The following is a 21,456-nucleotide window of genomic DNA, read 5'->3' as shown; positions in this document are numbered from 1 at the left end:
CAAAATCGGGTCGGCTCCCAACCGCACTACGCGTGCCCAACGGTTTGCGGCTCCCAGGCCGTGCGCCAGAGTCGCGGGGAGGCGGGACAGCTAGACTCGCTGCGTGGCAGGCCGACTTCCAGACCGCGATATCGCGGCGATTCGTGAACGCGCTCGGATCGAGGATGTGGTCGGCGAGTACGTGGCGCTGAGGCGTGCCGGTGCCGATTCCATGAAGGGCCTGTGCCCTTTCCATGACGAGAAGTCGCCATCGTTCCATGTGCGGCCCAATCACGGTCACTTCCACTGCTTCGGCTGTGGTGAAGGCGGCGATGTCTTCGCCTTCCTCCAGAAGATCGAGCATGTCGGTTTCGTGGAAGCGGTCGAGCAGGTCGCGGACAAGATCGGCTACAAGATCACCTACGAGGGTGGCGGCACCTCGGTGCAGCGCGATCGCGGCACCCGCTCCCGGCTGGTCGCCGCGAATGCCGCCGCGCACGAGTTCTACGCGGCCAAACTCGGTGAGCCCGAGGCGGAGACGGCCCGCAAATACCTCACCGACCGCAATTTCGACGCGAATGCCGCCGCGCAGTTCGGCTGCGGCTACGCGCCCGGCGGCTGGGACACCCTCACAAAGCATCTGCTGCGCAAGGGATTCGAGTTCAAGGAGCTGGAGGCGGCGGGTCTGTCCAAGCAGGGCCAGCGCGGCCCCATGGACCGCTTCAACCGCCGTCTGCTGTGGCCGATCCGCAATCTCAGCGGTGATGTGATCGGTTTCGGCGCCCGCCGTCTGTTCGATGACGACACCATGACCGCCAAGTACATCAACACCCCGGAAACGGTGCTGTACAAGAAGTCTCAGGTGCTGTTCGGGCTGGACCTGGCCAAGCGCGAGATCGCCAAGGGGCATCAGGCGGTGGTGGTCGAGGGCTACACCGATGTGATGGCCATGCATCTGTCCGGCGTGAAAACCGCTGTGGCGTCCTGCGGTACGGCCTTCGGTGACGAACATCTCGCCATGCTGCGCAGGTTGCTGATGGACGACAATTTCTGGCGCGGCGAGATCATCTACACGTTCGATGGTGATGCCGCCGGTCAGGCTGCGGCTTTGAAAGCGTTCTCCGGCGATCAGAAGCTGGCCGGGCAGACCTATATCGCGGTGGCCCCCGACGGCCTGGATCCATGCGAACTGCGCCAGCGCAGCGGCGACGGTGCGGTCCGCGATCTGGTGGCGCGCCGAGTCCCGCTGTACGAGTTCGTGATTCGCGGTCTGCTCGCCGAGCACAATCTCGATACGCCCGAGGGGCAGGTCGACGCGCTGCGCCGCGGTGTGCCCGTGGTCGCGCAGATCAAGGACAACGCGCTGCGCAAGGCATACGCCACCAAGCTGGCGGGCTGGGTCGGCTGGGACGACATTCAGATGGTCGTCCGCCGGGTGGGTGATGAGGCTCGCAAGAGTGCCCGCGGCGCTGCGGCGGGCGGCACCCGTCGCACCGGTGTGCCCGAACGTGAAGCGGCGCAACCGGTTACCGATCAACCGGCGTCGCGCCCCAACCCCCGCGATCCGGTCCTGGCTCCGCAGCGGCAGGCGTTGACGGCGGCGTTGCAGTACCCCGCCTTCGCGGGCCCGGTCTTCGATTCCCTTGAACCCGAAGCCTTCACGCACGCCGCCTATGTGGCGACCCGCGCCGCGATCGCGGAAGCGGGCGGTACCGCAGCGGGTTTGGGCGGCGCGGAATGGGTGGCCGCCGTCGCCGACAACACCGACGATCTCACCATGCGCGCTTTGGTGTCCGAATTGGCCGCAGAGCAGCTACCGGTGAAATCCGAGGCCGATATCCCCCGTCTGGTCACCGGCGTGCTGGCGCGCGTGCAGGAGGCGTGGGTCGGCCGTCAGATCGCCGAACTCAAGTCCAAGCTGCAGCGCATCTCCTCCACCGAGCAGTCCGAAGCGTACTTCGCCCTGTTCGGTGACCTGGTCGCGCTGGAGCAGTACCGCAAGAGCCTGCTCACCCAGGCGATGGGCAATTCCGACGACTTCGGCGGCCGCTGACCCCCTGGTTACACGCCGAAACACCCGAAACTGGCTGAGATCCGCCAACTTCGGGTGTTTCGTTGTCTTCCGGTGAAACTACCGCCGCAACTGGTCGTGCGGCACCAGAATCGTGGTGCGCTCATCCAGCGGTTCCATGGGCTCCAGCTTCGGCTGCGTACTCAACTTGTCCGACAGCCGCTGCCGCGAAGCCTGCACCAATTTCCGTGTGACCGGACTCTCACTGATGGCGCGGGTAGTCTTACTGATCTGCTCATACCGGGCTCGCCCGGCCTTCGCGCCCAGCACATACCCGGCCGCGACGCCGATGATCAACCGCAGCATGTCGAGAAGCTCCTCCCGTTGGCCCTGTCCGCGTGTACATCCTGCCCGAAGCCCCGCCCCCTGTCGACGCCGCCCCTCCACCCGCATGTCCCCAGGTAGAGCCACGATTTGGGAACTGAACAACCCATACGCTAAAGTTTTCTCCGGTCGCCCGAGAGGGCAACCGGGACACAATCCCCTATAGCTCAATTGGCAGAGCAGCCGACTGTTAATCGGCAGGTTTCTGGTTCGAGTCCAGATGGGGGAGCCTGATTAGGCCCCTCACCAGCAGTGCTGGTGAGGGGCCTAATTCGTTGTGGGCCTGGTGAGCGTCTGTGGGAAATGTGGAAACGGTCCCGGATTCGAATTGTGGAATCGGGGACCGCTTCGCTGTTATCCGTGGGTGGCGGTTGTTACTCGTATTCCGTGCCGTCTTTGCGGAGCAGGTAGGCGGGGGAGACGAGTTTGCCGATGGCGCGGCCGCCGAGGATTTCGGAGTAGCGCTCGGTGGCTGGGCGGACCACCAGGCCCTCGCGGATGTTGGTGGCTGTGCCGGTGATGGTTTCCGTTCCGTTCGCGAGGTTGAGCAGGGTGTCGATGTCGTACGGGCCGTCGTAGAGCACGGGTACGCGCGGGATGTCGGCAGCGAGGCCGGTCAGGGCGGCGTCGATTTCGGCGGGGGTCAGCCAGCGGCGCTCGTTTGTTTCCGTGCCGACGGCGATGTCGAACAGGGCGTAGCCGATGGTGTCGTTCTGGCCGGCGTTCGCGCCGTAGTGCAGGTCCTGCACGCCCGCGCCGTAGACCTCGCCGAAGAGGGCGACACGGTCGGCGTCGAGGGTGGCGGCCAGCTTCCGGGCGATGTCCGGGAGCTGGAAGCGGCGGACGGCGCGCCAGTACAGGTTGGTGTCGCTGTCGGCGATGGCGAGGTTCTGTGCGCCGATTCCCTTGGAGGACACCAGTACTCGGTCGCTGGTGCGGTCGTAGGTGAACAGGCAGGCGCTACCGTGGATCTTCTCGGTGGCGATGACGTGCTCACCGGCGGTGAAGATCTCCGGGTAGCGCGCGATGTTCTCCACATCGATCCAGCGGATCAACTCCGGCGCGGACTCAATCTGTCCCGACATCGAAACCGGCACGGGCGGAGCCCATTTGGTGACCCCGAGCAGTTCGGCGAAATCGGTTCCCGCCGCGGCCGCCGCCGCAAGATCCACCTCCCCGATCAGCGCGAGCAGACACACGATCCCCTGCGAGACCTCACCGCGCAGCCGAACGATCTTCACCCGATTACGCGCCCCACCCGCCAGCTTCCCCGTCAGCCCGAGCTCCTCGATCAGCGCATCCGGCAACACAGCCTGCTCCGGGATATACAGCGCGTAATCCCCAGTCGCGAACTGCCCCTTGGCCACAACCGCGCGATACAGCCCAACCTGCGCCAGCTCCAACCGATCCGCATTCGGATGCGGATGCACCACCAGCCGTTCGACGGTGACCTTGAGTGTGGACATGAATTCTCTCCCTCCGATCGTGCGAGGGTAGGGGCGCGGTCAACAGCGAGTCCACCGGATTTCGCGTACGCGGACGGTGCCGACGGCGCGGAAACTGCCATTGAATCAGCGCGCGAACGAAACCTGTTGGTGCGTCAGCCGAACGGCGGCCGGTCCTCAGGAGCGGCCCGGCCGGGTAGCGGATGTTCCAGGTAGCCATCCGCGAAGAACTGCATCGAGCCGCACAGGTTGCAGCGGTAGGCGTGTTGGTTGATGACCTGCTGGCTCAGTTCGGAGGGGCGGTCCGATAGCCACCGGGCTGTGCCGGTGACGAGCCCGAGTACGCCGATGTAGGTGCGTTGCTGTTCGCACCACGGGCAGGACAGGTCGATCGCTTCGCGCCTGCGCTTGATCTCCTCTTGCTCCTGCGCCAGCTGGTCCGACACTTTCTTGATGTAAGCCTCGGCCTCGCTCAACGACAGTTGTTCCGGCTTGCGCCAGACCTCGCCATAACCCTCGCGGACGGCGGTCCGCAACACCGCGAACTCCGCTTCGGAACGCGCCACCACCCGCGTCCCCTTCAATCCGCCAGGCTTGCGATAACTGATCTCCGCTCGCAAAACCCCCTGCGGCAGAAACCGATTCATCGACACCCGCTTGGGATCATCCATCCCCGGCTTGTATTCGATCCCCCGATCCGACATGAGCAGGACGCTACACCGCAGGGCCGACAGCCGCCTTGCGGTCAGCAGGGGATCAGCAGTGCCTTTACCAGCTGCGTTCGAAGTAGTTGTCTACTTCGGCTTCGGCGCGGTCGAGGCGGGCGGCTTCGAGGGAGGCGGGGTTGGCGGTGGTGAAGGCTCGGGCGGATTCGACTTGGGGGTCGGCGTTCAGTTCGCGCATGGCTTCTGCCACTTGGGATTGGATTTCGTGGAGGGCTTGCTGGTAGGCGGTGAGGATGGAATTGCCTTGGGGGCCGCTGATGGCGAGCAGTTGGTTTTGGGCGTCTACTTCGACCGTGATGCCGTCGACTGTGGCGGTGGCGCGGATGGTGGCCAAGGCATGTTGGGCGCGTTGGACTTTCACGCCTAGTTCGTCGTGTTCGCTTGGCATGTCAGCCTCCTGCCATGGCGGTGAAGACCAGGATGGGGAGTTCTCGGTGCAGGTATCCGGTTGCGGTGCCGTTCCATTCGGAGGAGCCGCCGAGGGCGGTGTCGAAATCCGGGTTGGTGGCGTACTTTCCGGCGGGGACCTGGGTTTGCAGAGCGGCGGGTAGTCCGGTCGGTTGAGTGGATTCGCTGGTGGCGTAGCGGGTGCGCAGTTCGGTCGCGGTGGCCGGGGCCAGTTCGACGACGGCTTCGAGCCAGTAGGTGACCAGACCGGGGCCGCCCCGGGAATTGTCTCGGCTGGTCCAGGTCACGGCGACCGGGTCGCCGATGAGGGGGAAGTACTTGCGCAACGGCTCGGCGTTGTGGCGCAGTTCTTCGGACACGGTGCTGGTCCTTTCCTGCGGATTCGGATCGGAAGAGGTTGTGGTGCAGCCGATTACGGACGCGGCGAGGACGGTCGCGATTGTACCGGCGAGTAGCGGTCGCATCGTGTACCGCCGCGATGGCATCCTCATTTGGGTCGTGCTCCGCCGGTGTTGCGATCGTTGTCCGGCATGCGGCCGTCATCGCCGTCGCCGCGGCCGTCGGAACGGTCCTCGCGGCCCGGATTGCGGTCGGGGTTGGAGGTTTCCGCGACCACGCCGCTCGAGGGCGGTTGGCCGACATCCCAGGACACCGTGCGGGTGATGGTGCCGTGGGTTTCGAAGGGTTTCGCCCAGCCGATCTCGGTGAAGCGGCCGTTCTCCGAATCCTTTGCCTTGGTGCCGATATCGCTTTTGCCCTTGTCGAAGTCGTAGTAGTCCTGCGCTTCGACGGTCACGTCCATGGTGACGCGATTGCCTTCGACCCGCACATTGGCGTGACTCCACTGTTGATGTCCGCCGATGGCCTTCTGCCAGTTCTCGGTGGCCGGATAGTTCTTGCCCGCAACGGTATTCGGGTCGCCGGTGATTTTGAAGTTCGTATTGCCGGTACGCGCGAAGTAGTCCGCCGCCATGGCGGCGCGGTTGACTTCGGAGTCGACCGAGTTGCGAATGTTCTTGTCCTCGCGGTACGCCTCGTCGTAGTCGAACTCCATCTTCTTGCCGTTGTTGTCCCAGTAGTGCCGGTACAGGGCGGTGGCATCGTCGAAGTCGGACTTCACGTATTCGCCGCCGAGCAGCTTCGCCTGCCACTTCTGCTTGGCCAGCCAGTCGCTGAAGTTGCCGTCCTTCGAGTTGTAGATGAAGGTGTCGTCGTGTTTGAGGAAGGGTTCCTTCGGATCACCGATCCGGTACTTGCCATCCGGTGAGACCGGCGGCGGGATGGGCGCGAGGTCCGGCATCGGGCCGGTCGGCGTGTTCTTCAGCGTCGCGAGCGCGGTCACACCCGATTTGATGGAGGTGGCGGCCTGGTCCTCGCCCTCGCCGAATTCCTTGAGCAGTTCCTGCAATTGGGTTTGCAACCAGGATGCTTGCCCGTCGAGCTTGTTCTGCATGAGCTGGGCGATGATATCGCCGGGAACGCCCGGATACTTTGGCGCGGTGACGGTTCCGTCGTCGGCGACCTTCATTCCAGCGGCGGGTGCGGACTGGTCGACGATCTTCAGCACCGCGGTGCGGGTCGCGTCCAGGCGGCCGCCGTAGGTCTTGTAGTAGTCGGCGACAGCGGTGACGATTTCGTCGATCCTGGTGCCCGTCAACCGCTGTGAGATCTTCCCGGCGGTCGCGGCGGAACTGGCCGCGCCCTTCCAGTTGGCGGTGGTCTTGTCGACGGCGGTGCTCATATTGCCGACCTGTTTGGTGAATTCGGTGGTTCCCGTGTCGAGGGCTTTGCCGAAGTCGACCATGGTGGAGGGCAGGCAGCCGCGCACGTGGCTGATCGTCGTCATCAGTCGGGAATCTTCTTGCCGTTGGGCAGGCGGCCCGCCTCGCCCATCAGTTGTCCGAACTGTTCGCCGAAGGCCGTGTCGACCTCTTCGTACGTCTTCGCGCCGGATCCGGCCACCCTGGCCATATTTCGCACGCGATCACCGAGCGCGTGGAAGGCGGCTTCGGTGTTCTCGTCGATCGCGGCGGAGACCTCGTGCACCGGAGATCCCGGCATGGTCACCGCCACATCGATTTTGATGCCGGTGATGGCATCGGCCTGCCCCGTCAGGGTCTTGCCCAGCTCACGCAACGCATCCGCGTCGACCTTGAGGATGTCAGTCATGTTCCCCCGATCAATTAACCGTCCTGCCCCACGACAGCGCGAGATTAACCGATCGAGAACCCTTGTGCAGCTCGAACTTTCAGTGGCTTGACAGCACCGCCAAGATCAGCTTGGGCGGCCGCCTCAGCCCTCCCAGACGCGACTGGCGATGAAGGTAGCCCAGTCGTCGGCCGGGAACGCAAGCACCGGCCCGCGACCGTCATCCTTGGTATCGCGCACCAGGGTCGCGCCGGGATCGTGTCGGACTTCGACGCAGGCTTTGCCGCCTTCCGACCTGCTCGACTTGTACCAAATGCCGAATGCCGGTCCCGTCACGCCGCATACTCCTTTGCGCACTGCAACACCAGATCTCTGCTGGCCTGTTCTGACAACGCTACCGCCGTGAGGGCTGAAATGGTCGTCCGATACCTGTCCACCACGTCTGCTCGCTCGTGATAGACGGCGGAGTTACTCGCACCTTCGACGTAGACCACAGGCGGCTCCACAAGCCCCCTATCGAGCGGTGGGAACTCGAGCAGGGTGAACGATTGAACGGTGAGTCCCTGATGCGGTCCGACCCGGAACGGCACGATGCGGATGCTGATGTTCTCCCGCTCACCTGACGTGGCGAGCCAACTCAGCTGTGCCGCCATGACTTCAGGCGTTGCGGGTTGGTGCCGCAGCACAGCCTCTGAAAGTAGGACCGCCAGTTGGGAGTTGGGCTGGTCGAGCCGCGCTTGCCGACGTGCTGTCAGTTCGATCCGGCGTTCCAGATCGACCGCTGAGAGGTCCGGTTCGTCGATGCGGATCACACTACGGCGGTAGTCGGGCGTTTGCAGCAGCCCCGGCACCATGACGAGTTGATGTGTGGTCACCCGGTCTGCAGCGGACTCCAGCCGCAGATAGTGTGGGAAATGGGCCTCGTACTGGTCAGCGTACGGTCGCCAGAATCCCTTCGAATTGCCCTGCTGCTGTTGTGCTTTCGACTGCTCGCGCACCTCTTCCCAGAGTGTCAGAGCGTCCGCGCGGACAACGATGGTGGCTTCGTAAAAGGCGAGTAGATCCTTCAGTTGTGAGGTAGCGATCTTCGTTGGAATCCCGTCTTCCAGGCGAAGAAGAGTCGCTTTGGACACCTCGATATGCAGTCCGGCCGCCAGCGCGGTCTTACCGGCGTCCTCGCGGATCTGCCGCAGGAACTTGCCGAATGCCCTGCGAGAGATTGTGGATCCAGTCATTTCGTTAGCCTCGCTATCTGGGATAGCTCATTCTGAGCCGATTCAAAATGGACCTCAATCGTATTTCGTGTGAGGTCCACTTTGAGCGCTTCAGCGCAATGATTTGGGTGTCTACTTGGTGCATAGCCCTTGGTGAGTGCGTGACACGTCGCCACCGGGGAACAATCCGAATGCAACAAGGAGGCGTAATGCCTTGGGATGCTTGGGTTTTGATACTTCTCATTTCGGTATGCGGCGCGATCGTCCTGCTCTGTGTTGCCGAGGACGTCAGGGATAGGCGGCGCTTTGCCGCGAATAAAAACCGCACGGTGCGTATTCAAATTCGCGACCGCCAATGCATTACGACAGCCATCGGCCGGGACACGCGTGGCCGGCATCGCGGCAAACTCGCCAGATCCTGACTCCGGCAACAGAATTGGAAGGAGAAGACCGTGGAATTCTACGGCCCGCGCTTGGAACGATTGGAAGACTGCCACGTTCGCGACGATGACATCGCGATGAACGCGGCCGAGGCGCTCGAAGCCTCGATTATTCACCGCGACTGCGATCCGGTGTTCTGTGCCAGACGGATGGAAGCGGGCCGAATCGTCAGTGTCGAAGTTGACCGATATGCCGAGAGATCGAACGTTCATGTGCTCCCGGGCGGCAGGCTCGGGGATGGACTTGGTAAGGGTTGAGGTTGATGGAGTGAGTCGGGCGAGACTTAGGAGCGGGTATGGGTGTGCGGCGGGCGTTGGTAGTCGGCGGCGGGGGAGTGGCGGGAATCGCCTGGGCCAATGGGCTGGTGGTGGGGTTGGCCGATGCGGGGGTGGATATCACCGAGGCCGAGTTGATCGTGGGGACGTCGGCCGGGGCGAATGTCGCCGCGCAGATCAGCAGCGGCCTGCCGTGGGAGGAGTTGTTCCGGCGGCAGGTGGATTCGGCGGTGTGGAGTCAGGAGCTGACACCGCAGGGGACTCCGGTCGAGGAGGTGTGGGAGCAGGTCGCGGCGATTCACGCCGAGGCGGAGGGTGATCCGATGGGCGCGCGGCGGCATCTGGGAGAGCTGGCGCTGGAGGTGGAGACCGTGCCCGAGAGCGCGCGGCGAGCGGTGGTCGAATCGCGGCTGCCGGTGCACGAATGGCCGGAGCGGGCGCTGCTGGTCACCGCCGTCGACGCGCTGACCGGCGAATTGCGGGTATTCGACCGCAATTCGGGCGTTTCGCTGGTGGACGCCGTGACCGCCAGCTCGGCGGTGCCGCTGGTGTGGCCGCCGTACACGATCGATGGGGTGCGCTATATCGACGGCGGTGCGCGCAGTTCGGCCAACGCGGATTTGGCGTCCGGCTTCGAGCGCGTGCTGGTGATCGCGCCGCTCCCCGATGACGCCTTGGGGGAGCAGGTCGCCGATTTGATCGAGCGGAACGCGCGGGTCGAGGTGATCACGCCCGATGAGGCTTCGCTCGAGGCATTCGGGACCGACCCGCTCAATGCCGCCACCCGAGTGCCCGCCGCGAATGCCGGACGGGCGCAGGGCAAGTCGGAGTCCGCACGCGTTGCCGGACTCTGGACTCAGGCCGCGGAACTCGGCCGGTAACCAACCGGCCCATCCGCGTGCGCAGGTAACCCGGACCAGCGCGCCGGTACGCCCCGGGCCGGGGCTCAGGTCGCCGATCCTCGCCGGTAACGCCCGATCAGCGCATCCAGCGAATACGGCCCCGGCCCGATGATCGCGATCAGGAAGAACGACCAGCAGAACAGCACCGCGGGCTCACCGCCGTTCTTGATCGGCAGGATGCCGTGCTTGAGATGCACGGTGAGAAACGCGTAAGCCATCGCTCCCGAGCAGAGCAGGGCGGCGAGCCGGGTGCCGAGGCCGAGGGCGACGGCCGCGCCCGCGACCAGTTCGATCATTCCGGCCCACCAGGACGGCCAGGCTCCGACGGCGGGTAGTGCGCCGTGCGGCGCGACGGGTTTGCCGAAGAGTGTGGAACAGCCGTGGAAGGCGAAGGACACGCCGACCAGGACGCGGAAGAGCGCCAGGACGACGTTGGTCAGGACGGTGGGTTTGGCCGCGGTGGTCGGTGCGGCGGTCAGCAGGTGCATGGCGTGCTCCGTTGGATGTGCGGCTCGGGTGGGGTGTGCCTACCTATGAATACGAACCCGCGAGGTACTTGGTTCTGTGCTTTGATCAGGGCATGACGGATACCGAGATACCACGCGTCGTTTCCGCCAGCCGGGAGATCGACGCTCCCGTGGCGCGCGTTTTCGAGCTGATCGCCGATCCGGCGGAGCAGCCGCGCTGGGACGGGAATGACAATCTGGCCGAAGCCGTTGCCGGGCAGCGGGTTCGCGGCGTGGGCGAGGTGTTCCTGATGACGCTCACCAATGGCGCGGTGCGGGAGAACCACGTGGTGGAGTTCGTGGAGGGCAAGCGTATTGCCTGGTTGCCGTCCGAACCGGGTAAGGAACCGCCGGGTCATCTGTGGCGCTGGTCGGTGCAGCCGCTGGGGGAGGGCCGCACCAAGGTGACGCACACCTACGACTGGACCGAATTGAACGATGAGAAGCGTGAAGTGCGCGCGCGGGCGACGACATCGGAGCGGTTGCTGGCCTCCATCGATCGCCTCGCCGCGCTCGCTGAGCAGCCGTGACTCATTGCGGAAATAGTTGATTCTCCTGAACGTAACATCGAATCCAGCTGTACAACTGGCGAATTAATGCGGAATTAGTACGATCCGTGTAGTTCGTGGGTTGGTTGAGACGAGGGCTCTTCGGCTCGACCGGCTGGTTCGTTGTGAGGGAGAGTCATGGGTTTCGCGGTCCGCGCCGCCATTGCGGTTGCCACGATGGGGATTTCATCGATTTTGACCGTGCCGGTGGCCTCGGCTCGCCCGGCAGCCCTGCCGCCGGATCCGTCGCACGCCAAACCGGCGGCCACCATCACCATGCCGCCCGTCGCACTCGCGCAGCGGATGCAGGAGGCGGTGCAGGCGGTATCGGCCCGCGCGGAAACCGGTATCGAGGTCGTGGACACCGAGACCGGTGCGCTGCTGGCCGGGGTGAACGATGACAAGCTGTTCTACACCGCCTCGGTGGTGAAACTGCTGATCGCCCTGGACGCGCTGGGAGATGGTGCCGGACAACAGGATTCGGCTTCGGTGCAGCGCATGCTGTCGGCCAGTGACGATGCCATCGCGAGTCGGCTGTGGGGTGCGGGCGGTGGTGCGGAGATCATCGCCCGCATGTCCGAGCGGATCGGCCTGAATGCCACCGTGGCGGCGTCCGATACCGGGCAGTGGGGCGAAACCCGTACCACCGCAAGGGATGTCATGGCCATCTACCGGTATCTGGTGAATGAGGCCCCCGCGCCCGCGCGCTCGGTGATCCTGGACGCCATGGGTCAGGCCGCCGAGATCGCCGCCGATGGCGTCGACCAGTATTTCGGCATTCCGGACGCTATGCGCGGCTGCGACTGGGCGGTGAAACAGGGCTGGATGTGGTACGGCTCATCGCTGGTGCTGAATACCACCGGACTGGTCGGCCGCGATCTGCGCTATGCCGTCGTACTGCTGAGCAGTCAACCGGCGGTGAGCATTTCGGCCGGAGGCGCGGCGCTCACCGCGGGCATCGGGGTGCTCCGCGACGCCATGGGCATTTGAACAGGACGAAATAAACGCCGCGAGTATGGGATTGCGGTTCCCCGATGTAGGGGTGCGTGCGCGGTACTGTTGAGAGGTGACTACCGGTGAGGGGGGACCTCGGGTACAGCGGACGTCCGGGCGGGAAGCGGGGGTGTCGGCGCGACTTCGAGAAGCCATATTCGCAGCGCACGAGGAAGCGGTGCGCGCGGTGGCGTCGGCATCGGATTCCGGGCTGCCCGTCAATCGCGATCTGATCGAATTGATCGAATTGCAGCGGCGCGTCATTCGCATCGCGGACCAGTTCGCCGATGAGCCGGCGCGGCCGATGCGTCCGGCGCGCGATGACTCGGCGACGGTGATGGGCGCGATCTCGCTGGCGATTCCGATCGCGACCAGGCCCGCGGGCGATGCGCTCGGGATCGCGGATCCGATCGCCTCCCCGCTGCCGTGGCCCGCGATCGACGGCGACGCCGATTCCCGTCTGCATGTGATCGAAGAGCCCGATATCTGATCGCCGGGTGAACCGCGCGGGTCCGTAGCGCGTGAACAGGGGGTAGGAATCCCCGAAGGAGGACGCCATGTCCACCCTTACCCCCGCTCGCCGCCGCATCATCGGAGCCGTGTGCGCGGCTGCCGCAACGGTTTTGATCGCCTCGGGCTGTTCGAGTTCGAGTACGCCGAGCGATGCGGTCGCCGATCAGGTCACCATCTCCGCGCATATGTTCATGCCCCCGGCCAGTGTGAAGGCGGGTGCGACGGTCACCGTGCGCAATGACGACACCGATGAGCACACGGTCACCGCGACCGGGGGCGCATTCGACACCGAGGTGCAGGGGAAGCAGACGGTCACGTTCACCGCGCCGACCGCGCCGGGCACATACGACTTCTACTGCAAGTACCACCCCGGTATGAAGGCGACTTTGATCGTCGCGTAATCGATCTCGGTAAAGTGCTCATTCGGTGAGCACTTTGCGGCGGAATATGGTCCTCGACGCCGATCGAGGAGGTAACCGTGTACGAGTTCGAGAACCCAGCCCAGTGGGAATCCTGGCTGGCCGCACACCATGCCGACGCGGATGACGCGTGGCTGCGGATCGGCAAGAAGGGCTCCACCGGATTGATCAGCATCGAGCAGGCCGCCGAGATCGGACTCTGCTACGGCTGGATCGACAGCCACCGGCGCGCGCTCGACGAACATTCGTTCCTGCAACGCTATTCGCGCAGGCGGCGGCGCAGCCCGTGGTCGCGGCGCAATATCGAGATCGTGACAGCGCTGACCGAAGCCGGTCGCATGCGCGCCCCGGGTCTCGCGGAAGTCGCCGCGGCCCAAGCCGACGGCCGGTGGCAGCTATCGAGCGCTGACCGGGTTGGAGCGTCGTAGAGGACGGCCGACCACGATGTCAATGAGCGACGGCCAACGCTCGGTCGAGTTGCTTGCGGTGGCGGGTGAACAGGCGCGGATTGTCGAGGGCGCAGACGGCAACCGGAATGTCATCGAGTTCGTAGAGCACGGTGAAGGATTCGCCATCGAGCGCGCCGTCTATCACTCGCAGGCCGGTGGCGGCGGTGGGGTCGCCCGCGAGTTGCAGCAGCTTGCCGTACTGGTGGGACCAGAAGTACGGCGCGGTTCGCGGTGGTGGCGCTGTGCCCGTGATCGCGGCTGCGACGGTGTTCGCCTGCGTGATAGCCGCGTGCCAGTGTTCGCTGCGGGTATGGCCGAAGGTGACCGGATCGGTGACCCGCGCGCAGTCGCCGACGGCATAGACGCCCGGAATCGCGGTGCGCCCCAGATCATCGACTGGGAACCCATTCGGGCTGTGCAATCGGGGATTTCCGGAACTCGCCCACTCGGTGTTCGGCAATGAGCCGATGCCGACCAGTACGGCATCCGCTGCCACCCGCGTGCCGCCGACGAGGTGAATCGCGTCCGGTCGCACGGCTTCGATCCGAGCGCTTGTCAGCAGCCGCACACCATTTCGTGCGTGCAAGGCCGCACATGCCGAGGCAACGGTCGTACCGAGCGCGCCGCTACCCGGCATGGCGGCCGAATCGATCAGAGTGACCTCCACGCCGAGCCCACGTGCGGCGGACGCCACCTCCGCCCCGATGAATCCCGCACCCACGATGCCAAGATGCTTTGCGCCAGAAAGTAATACCCGCAACCGACGGGCGTCATCCAGATCGCGAAGGTAATGCGCGTCCGGCACACCCGGCAGGCGGCGCGGCCGCGCACCGGTCGCGAGAATGACGATTTCGGCCACGACGGTTCGCCCGTCCTCGAGTCTGATCGAATGCCACGGTTCGTGAGCAGTGGGATGGCCGCAATCTCGCAGATCAGTGGTGCGCGAGCCCGTCATAGCGGTCGAGCCGCCATGGCGTCGCTCGCTCGCGCGCGTGCCAGTCCCGATGTGCGCGCTGCTGTCGTGTCGATCGGGCCGCATATCGTCTGCGTCGGTCACGTCGTCGTCGCGACGCGAGCCGGGTGTGAACCCGGTCGCTCGGTGTCCCAGCAGCCATTGTGCATCCAATTGTGCTGTCTCGGAATGATCTTCGAGGAGGGCGGTGGGTGCGCCGGTGTGCAGGAATTGCTTGGAGAGGGCGGGGCGCTCGTAGGGGAGGTGGGGTTCGTCGCCGATGAGGGTGATGGGGCCTGGGAAGCCGCGGGCGCGCAGGGCGCGGGCGGCGGAGAGTCCGGCCAGGGATGCGCCGACGATGGCGATCGAGGGGGTCATGAGTCGGTGTTCGGGGTGAGGATGATGTCGTCGCCGCGGACCTCCACCCGGTGCGTGCGCACAGCGCGTTTGGCGGGCGGGCCGGAGGCCGCACCGGTGCGCAGGTCGAAACAGGATTCGTGCAGGGGGCATTCGACGGTGCAGTCCTGCACCCAGCCGTCGGCGAGGGAGGCGTCCTGGTGGGTGCAGGTGTCGTCGATGGCGAAGAGCCCGTGCTCGGTGTGGAAGATCGAAATCGGCGGCAGGCCAGGGCGATTCACGGTGAGCACCTCGCCCACCGGTAACGCGCTCAGGCGTCCGGCCAGCAGGGTGAGCGATGGGATCGATGCGGGCATGGGCCCTCCCGGAACGAGGTCTGTTGCGAATGACGCGTTATGTCGCGCTATGTGCAACAGTGTGGCCGCTCCCGCCGGACCCGTCAACAGCAGCCGAAACACCCGGGAAACAAAGGGAATACGTATTTCGCCATTCCGGTTGACAGGCCGATCCGGCGGGCGGAGCATAGTTGCGTATTACGGCACTTGGTGCGCAATACGCAACACTTTGGAGGCTCGGTGATGCAGCCGCGAGTCGTCATCATCGGTGCGGGAATCGTGGGCACGGCGCTGGCGGACGAAATCACCCGGCTCGGCTGGACCGATGTCACCGTCACCGATCGCGGACCGCTCTTCCGCACCGGCGGATCCACTTCGCACGCACCGGGTTTGGTGTTCCAGACCAACGGTTCCAAGACCATGGCGGAACTGGCCCGGTACACCGTGGAGAAATTCACCGAGCTGGAGGCGTTCGACCCCGTCGGCGGTCTGGAGGTCGCCACCACCCCGCAGCGCTGGACCGATCTGCACCGCCGCCACGGCTGGGCGAAATCCTGGGGTATCGAATCCCGGCTGCTGGATCCGCAGGAATGCGCCAAGATGCATCCGCTGCTCGATCCGGATCGCATTCTCGGCGGATACCACACGCCCACGGATGGTTTGGCGCTCGCGCTGACCGCCGCCGAGGCGCAGGCCCGGCGCGCCATCGCGCGGGGCGCACGATTCCTGGCCTACTGCGAGGTGGTGGAAATCCTGCGTGGCGACGGCCGCGTCACCGGCGTGCGTACCGCCGACGGTGAGGAGTTCCCCGCCGATGTGGTGATCTGCGCCGCCGGATTCTGGGGTGCGGAACTGGGTCGCGCGGTGGGCCTGACAGTGCCGCTGCTCCCCATGGCGCATCAGTTCGCCAAGACCGGACCGGTGCCCGCCCTCGATGGCGGTGAACGCCTGCCCATGCTCCGGCATCAGGACGCCGACCTGTACTACCGCACCTACGGCGACCGCATCGGCATCGGCTACTACGGTCACGCCCCCCGGCCCGTGGATATGCGAACACTGTTGCAAGACACCGCATCCGAGTCCATGCCTTCCATGCTGCCGTTCACCCCGGCGGAGTTCGAACCGGCCTGGCGGGAGAGTCAGCGGCTGCTACCCGCCCTGGGTGCGGCCGAGCTGGCCGAGGGTTTCGACGGCATCTTCTCCTTCACCCCCGACGGCTTTCCGATCCTGGGCGAACATCGCGATATGGCCGGGCTGTGGGTCGCCGAGGCGGTGTGGGTGACGCATTCGGCCGGTGTCGCCAGGGCGGCGGCGGAGTGGATCGTCACCGGCACACCGGAAATCGATCTGCACGAATGCGATCTGTACCGCTTCGAGGACGCCGCGCACAGCCCGGATTTCATTCGGCGCACCAGCATGCAGGCGTTCGTCGAGGTCTACGACATCATTCATCCGCATCAATACCGCAGTGCGCCAAGGGGATTGCGCACCAGCCCGTTCTATTCGCGCCAAAAGGCGCTGGGCGCGTATTTCTTCGAGGGCGGTCTGTGGGAGCGCCCGGCCTGGTTCGATGCCAATGCGCATCTGACGGCCGAACTCGCGGCGCAGGGCGTGGACTTCCCGGTGCGCGACGAATGGTCCGGCAGCTTCTACTCACCCATCTCGATAGCCGAAGCACGCTGGACGCGAACGCATGTCGCCATGTACGACATGACTCCGCTGACCCGCTACGAGGTGAGCGGATCCGGTGCGGCGGCGTTCCTGCAGCAGTTGACCACCAACGATGTCGGCAAGAAGCCCGGCGCGGTGACGTACACGCTGCTCCTGGACTACAACGGCGGTATTCGCAGCGATCTCACCGTGGCCCGGTTGAGCGATCAGCTGTTCCAGGTCGGCGCGAACGGCCCGCTGGATTTCGACTGGTTCACCAGGCATCTCCCCGGCGACGGCAGTGTCACCGTCCGCGATATCACCGGCGGCACCTGCTGTCTCGGCGTCTGGGGTCCGAAGGCGCGCGATATGGTGCAGCCGCTGTGCGCGGATGACCTCTCGCACAAGGGTTTCGGATACTTCCGGACGCTGCGCACCCATCTGGGCAGTATCCCGGTCACCATGATGCGCGTCTCGTACGTCGGCGAGCTCGGCTGGGAGATCTATACGACCGCCGAACACGGTGCGGCACTGTGGGATCTGCTGTGGGATGCCGGTGCGGAACACCGGGTGATCACGGCCGGGCGCATCGCCTTCAACAGTCTGCGGCTGGAGAAGGGCTATCGCTCCTGGGGCACCGATATGACCGCCGAGCACACGCCGGAGGCGGCCGGAGTCGGCTTCGCCGTGCGGCAGAGCAAGGCGTCGTTCATCGGTAAGGCCGCATTGGAATCGGCTGTCCCGCCGCAGAAGACGCTGCGCTCGGTGGTCCTGGACGATCCGCACGCGGTGATACTGGGCAAGGAACCGGTCACGATCGACGGCGTCGTCGCGGGCTACATCACCAGCGCGGGCTATTCCGCGACCATCGGCCGCTGTATCGCGTACGCCTGGTTGCCCACCGCCGTCGAGCCCGATGCCCAGGTCCAGATCGACTATCTGACGCAGACATTCACCGCCCGGGTGCATGCCGAGCCGGTGGTCGATCCCGAGATGTCGCTGATCCGGAGGTAGCACATGTCCGACACCTACGATGTCATCGTCATCGGCCTGGGCGGTATGGGCAGTGCCGCCGCGTATCACCTTGCCGCACAGGGGTACCGGGTGCTCGGGCTGGAGCGATTCACGCCCGTGCACAATCGGGGCTCCAGTCACGGCGGCTCGCGCATCATTCGCCAGTCCTACTTCGAGGATCCGGCGTACGTTCCACTTCTGTTGCGCTCCTACGAGTTATGGGAGCAGCTGGCCCGCGACTCCGGTGATGAGGTGTACCGCCTCACCGGCGGTCTGTACGTCGGCCCGCCGGAGAGTCTCACGGTCGCGGGCAGCCTGCGCGCCTCCCGGACCTGGTCACTACCGCACGAGGTGATGGACGCCGCCGAAATCCGCAAAGCCTTCCCGAATTTCGCGCCCGAACCGCATTTCATCGGGCTGTACGAGGAACAGGCGGGCTTCGCGCGCCCCGAGTTGACCGTCGGCGCACACCTCGAACTCGCCGCACGGGCGGGCGCGACACTGCGCTTCGGGGAACAGGTACAGGACTGGAAGGAGTCCGGCGGCGGAGTCACCGTCACCACCGCCACGGGCGTGCACACCGCCGGGCAGCTGGTGATCTGCCCCGGTGCCTGGGCCCCGAAACTGCTGGCGGATCTAGGCGTCGGCATCGAGATCGAACGCCAGGTCATGTACTGGCTGGACCCGGTGGTCGGCGCGGCCAAATTCGAGCGCGATCCCATCTACATCGCCGAAAACGACGCGGGCGCACAGATATACGGCTTCCCCGCCATCGACGGCACGGACGGCGGCGTCAAAACCGCGTTCTTCCGCAAGGGCATCGCCTGCACCCCGGACACCATCGACCGCGAGGTGCACGCGCAGGAGGTCACCGAAATGCGCACCCGGGTAACCGAATTGCTGCCCGCCCTGGCCGGACGCCTGCTGCACGCCGCCACCTGCATGTACGCCAACACCGCCGATCAGCATTTCGTCATCGCCAGGCATCCGGCGCATACCGCCGTCACCGTGGCCTGCGGATTCTCCGGGCACGGTTTCAAATTCGTGCCCGTGGTCGGCGAGATCATGGCCGAACTCGCCATGAACGGCGGTACCCGGCACCCCATCGATCTGTTCGCCCCGCAAAGGCTGGTGACCCTGTGACCTCGGATCTCATCCCCACCCTCGGCGGTGAGTACTACTGCGACCCGGCCGTTTTCACCGCCGAACAGGAGCACATCTTCGAACAGATGTGGTTCTGCGCGGTCCGCTCCGGCGAACTGGCCGACCCGGGCACGTTCCGGCGGGTGCAGGTCGGCCGGGAGAGCGTTCTGGTGGTGCGCGGCCACGATGGCGAACTGCGCGCCTTCCTCAATATCTGCCGGCACCGCGGCGCGATGATCTGCACCGAATCCGAAGGCCAGGTGCGGCGCAATCTGCGCTGCCCGTATCACGCGTGGACGTACGGCCTGGATGGGAAATTGATCGCCGCACCGAATCTCGGTTCGCTCCAGGATGATTCGGGAGCCCCGATCGATCGGGTCGCCTACGGTCTGATTCCGGTAGCTCTGCGGGAATGGCTCGGCTACGCCTGGGTCTGCCTCGCCGATGATCCGCCGTCGTTCGAGACCGAGGTGATGGGCGCGGCCACCGCCCGCCTCGGCGATCCGGCCGCCATCGATCACTACGACATGGCCGAACTGGCCGTCGGCAAACGCGTGGTCTACGACGTGGCGGCGAATTGGAAACTGATTGTCGAGAACTTCATGGAGTGCTACCACTGCGCCACCATCCACCCGGAACTGGTGGAGGTGCTGCCCGAGTTCGCGGGCGGTTTCGCGGCCCAGTACTACGTCGGCCACGGAGCCGAATTCGGCGATCGCATCGATGGATTCACCGTCGACGGCCGCGCCGGATTCGATCCGCTGCCCGGCCTGGCTCCCGAACAGGATCGCAAGTACTACGCCATCACCATTCGGCCGACCGTCTTCGTGAATCTGGTGCCCGACCACGTGATTTTCCACCGCATGTACCCGATGGCGCACGATCGCACCATTGTGGAATGCGATTGGCTGTACGCACCCGATGTCATCGAATCCGGGGGTGTGCTCGACCATTCCGTGGAACTGTTCCACAGGGTGAACGAACAGGACTTCGCCGCGTGCGAACGCACCCAGCCCGCCATGTCCTCGCGCGCCTATCGCAAGGGCGGCGTACTGGTGCCGGCCGAACATCACATTGCCGAATTCCACGAGTGGACCCGCAAGAAGATCGGCGAATCATGTTAGGCGAAGAGCTGTGTAGTGCGCCGAATCTGTATATCGACGGCAAATGGGTGCACGCCGCGGGCGGCGGCACCCGGGACATAGTCAATCCGGCCGACGGTTCGGTGATCGTCACCATCGACGAGGCCGATCGCGCGGACGCGGTCACCGCCGTGGCCGCCGCACGAGCGGCCTTCGATACCGGCGGCTGGCCACAGACCCCGCCGGCGGAGCGCGTCGGCTATCTGCTGCGCATTGCCGAACTGCTCGTTGCCGGGCGCGATCGGATCGCGCACATCGAAACCCTCGATACCGGTAAGACCCTGCGCGAGAGCTATATCGATATCGACGATGTGATCGCGGTCTTCCGGTACTACGCGAATCTGGCAAGCACCCAGGCGGATCGGGTCATCGATACCGGGAATCCGGCGGTCATCAGCCGCGTGGTGCGTGAACCGGTGGGGGTGTGCGCGCTCATCGCACCGTGGAACTATCCGCTGCTCCAGATGTCGTGGAAGATCGCCCCCGCGCTGGCGGCCGGATGCACCATGGTGGCCAAGCCGAGCGAGGTCACACCGCTCAGCACCATCGCGCTCGTCCATTTGATCGACCGGGCCGGGGTGCCGCCGGGCGTGGTGAACCTCATCCAAAGCAGCGGTGCGACAGTCGGTTCCGCGCTTACCGACACCCCCGATGTGGATCTGATCTCCTTCACCGGAGGCGCGCAGACCGGGGCGACTATCGCCCGCACCGCCGCCGCCCACATCACCCGGGTGGCGCTGGAACTCGGCGGTAAGAACCCGCACATCATCTTCCCGGACGCCGACTTCGACAGTGCCGTGGACGCCGTGCTGACCGGGGTATTCCTGCACTCGGGCCAAGTCTGTTCGGCCGGAACGCGTTTGATCGTGCACGAGTCCATCGCCGACCGCTTCGTCGCGGAACTGGCGCGCCGGGCCGAGCGCATTCGCATCGGCCCGGGTCTGGATCCCGCCAGCGAGACCGGTCCGCTGGTGTCCGAACAGCATCGCGCCAAGGTGGAAGCCTATGTGGCCCTGGGCATCGCGGAGGGCGCGACGCTGATCACCGGTGGCGAACGCCCGGACGATCCCGCGCTCGCCGAGGGAAGCTATTACCCGCCAACCATTTTCGACGATTGCCGCCGCTGGATGCGCCTGGTGCAGGAGGAGACCTTCGGTCCCATCCTCACCGTGGAACGCTTCGGCACCGAAGCCGAGGCGCTGGCGCTGGGCAATGACACCGCCTACGGCCTGGCCGCGGGTGTGCGCACCGCCGATACCGCGCTCGGCGAACGCATGGTCCGCGCCCTGCGCCACGGCACGGTGTGGCTCAACGACTTCGGCTATTACACCCCCGCGGCCGAATGGGGCGGCTTCGGCCGTTCCGGCACCGGCCGCGAGCTCGGCCCCAGTGGCCTGGCCGAATACCAGGAAACCAAACACATCTGGCACAACACCGCACCCGCGGTGGGTGGATGGTTCGCCGCCGACAACTGAATATGTTCCGCTGCTTTTCTCGAAAGTT

At 65.3% G+C, this 21,456-nt stretch carries 25 protein-coding genes and 1 tRNA gene; 14 read left to right on the top strand and 12 right to left on the bottom strand.

The window, feature by feature from the left end:
• The first annotated feature begins 103 nt into the window (after positions 1-103).
• A complete protein-coding gene (gene dnaG / locus AB0L82_RS20840; protein ID WP_364638471.1) occupies positions 104-2,032 on the top strand; it encodes a DNA primase in 1,929 nt (642 codons plus the stop codon).
• A 78-nt stretch (positions 2,033-2,110) separates the two neighbouring features.
• Here dnaG and AB0L82_RS20835 read toward each other — a convergent pair whose 3' ends face one another.
• Positions 2,111-2,356 (bottom strand): hypothetical protein, encoded by a 246-nt coding sequence (locus tag AB0L82_RS20835; RefSeq protein ID WP_364638469.1) that lies wholly within the window; start codon positions 2,354-2,356, stop codon positions 2,111-2,113.
• Positions 2,357-2,530: 174 nt separating this feature from the next.
• Here AB0L82_RS20835 and AB0L82_RS20830 point away from each other — a divergent pair.
• Positions 2,531-2,603: transfer RNA gene (locus tag AB0L82_RS20830), tRNA-Asn, on the top strand.
• A 145-nt stretch (positions 2,604-2,748) separates the two neighbouring features.
• On the opposite strand, the gene AB0L82_RS20825 is transcribed toward AB0L82_RS20830, so the two are convergent.
• The 8 genes from AB0L82_RS20825 to AB0L82_RS20790 all read right to left on the bottom strand — a co-directional run bounded on the left by AB0L82_RS20825 (position 2,749) and on the right by AB0L82_RS20790 (position 8,335).
• A complete protein-coding gene (locus AB0L82_RS20825; RefSeq protein ID WP_364638466.1) occupies positions 2,749-3,840 on the bottom strand; it encodes an RNA ligase (ATP) in 1,092 nt (363 codons plus the stop codon).
• 134 nt (positions 3,841-3,974) lie between these two features.
• The gene (locus AB0L82_RS20820) at positions 3,975-4,523 is read right to left on the bottom strand and encodes a hypothetical protein (RefSeq protein ID WP_364638464.1); all 549 of its coding nucleotides are present in this window, start codon (positions 4,521-4,523) and stop codon (positions 3,975-3,977) included.
• Between the two features lie 64 nt (positions 4,524-4,587).
• Positions 4,588-4,932 carry a YbaB/EbfC family nucleoid-associated protein gene (locus tag AB0L82_RS20815; protein WP_364638461.1) on the bottom strand — a complete coding sequence of 115 codons (345 nt, stop codon included), beginning with the start codon at positions 4,930-4,932 and terminating at the stop codon, positions 4,588-4,590.
• 1 nt (position 4,933) lies between these two features.
• Entirely contained in the window at positions 4,934-5,311 is a 378-nt protein-coding gene (locus tag AB0L82_RS20810; protein ID WP_364638458.1) for a hypothetical protein, read from the bottom strand.
• Positions 5,312-5,439: 128 nt separating this feature from the next.
• Positions 5,440-6,798 (bottom strand): hypothetical protein, encoded by a 1,359-nt coding sequence (locus AB0L82_RS20805; protein ID WP_364638455.1) that lies wholly within the window; start codon positions 6,796-6,798, stop codon positions 5,440-5,442.
• Entirely contained in the window at positions 6,798-7,121 is a 324-nt protein-coding gene (locus AB0L82_RS20800) for a hypothetical protein (protein WP_364638453.1), read from the bottom strand. The genes AB0L82_RS20805 and AB0L82_RS20800 overlap by 1 nt, the downstream gene beginning before the upstream one ends.
• A gap of 123 nt (positions 7,122-7,244) precedes the next feature.
• The gene (locus AB0L82_RS20795) at positions 7,245-7,436 is read right to left on the bottom strand and encodes a DUF397 domain-containing protein (RefSeq protein WP_364638450.1); all 192 of its coding nucleotides are present in this window, start codon (positions 7,434-7,436) and stop codon (positions 7,245-7,247) included.
• Positions 7,433-8,335, bottom strand: a complete 903-nt coding sequence (locus AB0L82_RS20790; RefSeq protein ID WP_364638447.1) for a helix-turn-helix transcriptional regulator — start codon at positions 8,333-8,335, stop codon at positions 7,433-7,435. The genes AB0L82_RS20795 and AB0L82_RS20790 overlap by 4 nt, the downstream gene beginning before the upstream one ends.
• Positions 8,336-8,523: 188 nt before the next feature.
• Here AB0L82_RS20790 and AB0L82_RS20785 point away from each other — a divergent pair, with 188 nt between their 5' ends.
• The 3 genes from AB0L82_RS20785 to AB0L82_RS20775 are packed head-to-tail and all read left to right on the top strand — an operon-like array spanning position 8,524 to position 9,911.
• Positions 8,524-8,736: a hypothetical protein gene (locus tag AB0L82_RS20785; RefSeq protein WP_364638444.1), complete on the top strand. Its 213-nt coding sequence runs from the start codon at positions 8,524-8,526 to the stop codon at positions 8,734-8,736.
• A 30-nt stretch (positions 8,737-8,766) separates the two neighbouring features.
• Positions 8,767-9,012 (top strand): hypothetical protein, encoded by a 246-nt coding sequence (locus AB0L82_RS20780; protein ID WP_364638441.1) that lies wholly within the window; start codon positions 8,767-8,769, stop codon positions 9,010-9,012.
• 38 nt (positions 9,013-9,050) lie between these two features.
• Positions 9,051-9,911, top strand: a complete 861-nt coding sequence (locus AB0L82_RS20775) for a patatin-like phospholipase family protein (RefSeq protein ID WP_364638438.1) — start codon at positions 9,051-9,053, stop codon at positions 9,909-9,911.
• A gap of 65 nt (positions 9,912-9,976) precedes the next feature.
• Here AB0L82_RS20775 and AB0L82_RS20770 read toward each other — a convergent pair whose 3' ends face one another.
• Complete coding sequence (locus tag AB0L82_RS20770) at positions 9,977-10,420, bottom strand: DoxX family protein (protein WP_364638435.1); 444 nt, start codon at positions 10,418-10,420, stop codon at positions 9,977-9,979.
• Positions 10,421-10,512: 92 nt separating this feature from the next.
• Between AB0L82_RS20770 and AB0L82_RS20765 the strand changes: the two genes are divergently transcribed.
• The 5 genes from AB0L82_RS20765 to AB0L82_RS20745 all read left to right on the top strand — a co-directional run bounded on the left by AB0L82_RS20765 (position 10,513) and on the right by AB0L82_RS20745 (position 13,339).
• Positions 10,513-10,968: an SRPBCC family protein gene (locus tag AB0L82_RS20765; protein ID WP_364638433.1), complete on the top strand. Its 456-nt coding sequence runs from the start codon at positions 10,513-10,515 to the stop codon at positions 10,966-10,968.
• A gap of 156 nt (positions 10,969-11,124) precedes the next feature.
• Positions 11,125-11,976 (top strand): hypothetical protein, encoded by an 852-nt coding sequence (locus AB0L82_RS20760; RefSeq protein WP_364638431.1) that lies wholly within the window; start codon positions 11,125-11,127, stop codon positions 11,974-11,976.
• A 76-nt stretch (positions 11,977-12,052) separates the two neighbouring features.
• On the top strand, positions 12,053-12,469 hold the full coding sequence (locus tag AB0L82_RS20755) for a hypothetical protein (protein ID WP_364638428.1): 417 nt from the start codon (positions 12,053-12,055) through the stop codon (positions 12,467-12,469).
• A gap of 67 nt (positions 12,470-12,536) precedes the next feature.
• Positions 12,537-12,893, top strand: coding sequence for a cupredoxin domain-containing protein (locus AB0L82_RS20750; protein ID WP_364638425.1), 357 nt, complete (start codon positions 12,537-12,539; stop codon positions 12,891-12,893).
• Between the two features lie 77 nt (positions 12,894-12,970).
• Positions 12,971-13,339 carry a hypothetical protein gene (locus AB0L82_RS20745; RefSeq protein ID WP_364638422.1) on the top strand — a complete coding sequence of 123 codons (369 nt, stop codon included), beginning with the start codon at positions 12,971-12,973 and terminating at the stop codon, positions 13,337-13,339.
• Between the two features lie 19 nt (positions 13,340-13,358).
• Here AB0L82_RS20745 and AB0L82_RS20740 read toward each other — a convergent pair whose 3' ends face one another.
• Both AB0L82_RS20740 and AB0L82_RS20735 read right to left on the bottom strand, forming a co-directional pair.
• Positions 13,359-14,690 carry an FAD-dependent oxidoreductase gene (locus AB0L82_RS20740; RefSeq protein WP_364638419.1) on the bottom strand — a complete coding sequence of 444 codons (1,332 nt, stop codon included), beginning with the start codon at positions 14,688-14,690 and terminating at the stop codon, positions 13,359-13,361.
• Positions 14,687-15,025 carry a bifunctional 3-phenylpropionate/cinnamic acid dioxygenase ferredoxin subunit gene (locus tag AB0L82_RS20735; RefSeq protein WP_364638417.1) on the bottom strand — a complete coding sequence of 113 codons (339 nt, stop codon included), beginning with the start codon at positions 15,023-15,025 and terminating at the stop codon, positions 14,687-14,689. The genes AB0L82_RS20740 and AB0L82_RS20735 overlap by 4 nt, the downstream gene beginning before the upstream one ends.
• A gap of 222 nt (positions 15,026-15,247) precedes the next feature.
• Here AB0L82_RS20735 and AB0L82_RS20730 point away from each other — a divergent pair, with 222 nt between their 5' ends.
• Genes AB0L82_RS20730 through AB0L82_RS20715 form a run of 4 tightly spaced genes read left to right on the top strand, consistent with a single transcriptional unit; the run spans position 15,248 to position 21,428 of the window.
• Positions 15,248-17,668, top strand: a complete 2,421-nt coding sequence (locus AB0L82_RS20730) for an FAD-dependent oxidoreductase (RefSeq protein ID WP_364640373.1) — start codon at positions 15,248-15,250, stop codon at positions 17,666-17,668.
• Between the two features lie 3 nt (positions 17,669-17,671).
• Entirely contained in the window at positions 17,672-18,811 is a 1,140-nt protein-coding gene (solA, locus tag AB0L82_RS20725; RefSeq protein ID WP_364638414.1) for an N-methyl-L-tryptophan oxidase, read from the top strand.
• The gene (locus AB0L82_RS20720) at positions 18,808-19,935 is read left to right on the top strand and encodes an aromatic ring-hydroxylating dioxygenase subunit alpha (protein WP_364638411.1); all 1,128 of its coding nucleotides are present in this window, start codon (positions 18,808-18,810) and stop codon (positions 19,933-19,935) included. Before solA ends, AB0L82_RS20720 begins: the two co-directional genes overlap by 4 nt.
• The gene (locus AB0L82_RS20715; protein ID WP_364638408.1) at positions 19,929-21,428 is read left to right on the top strand and encodes an aldehyde dehydrogenase family protein; all 1,500 of its coding nucleotides are present in this window, start codon (positions 19,929-19,931) and stop codon (positions 21,426-21,428) included. The genes AB0L82_RS20720 and AB0L82_RS20715 overlap by 7 nt, the downstream gene beginning before the upstream one ends.
• The last annotated feature ends 28 nt before the right edge of the window (positions 21,429-21,456 follow it).

Source organism: Nocardia sp. NPDC052001, from assembly GCF_040680615.1.
Lineage (GTDB): Bacteria > Actinomycetota > Actinomycetes > Mycobacteriales > Mycobacteriaceae > Nocardia.
The sequence above is the reverse complement of the archived record's forward strand: the minus strand, read 5'-3'. Positions and strand labels throughout refer to the sequence as shown.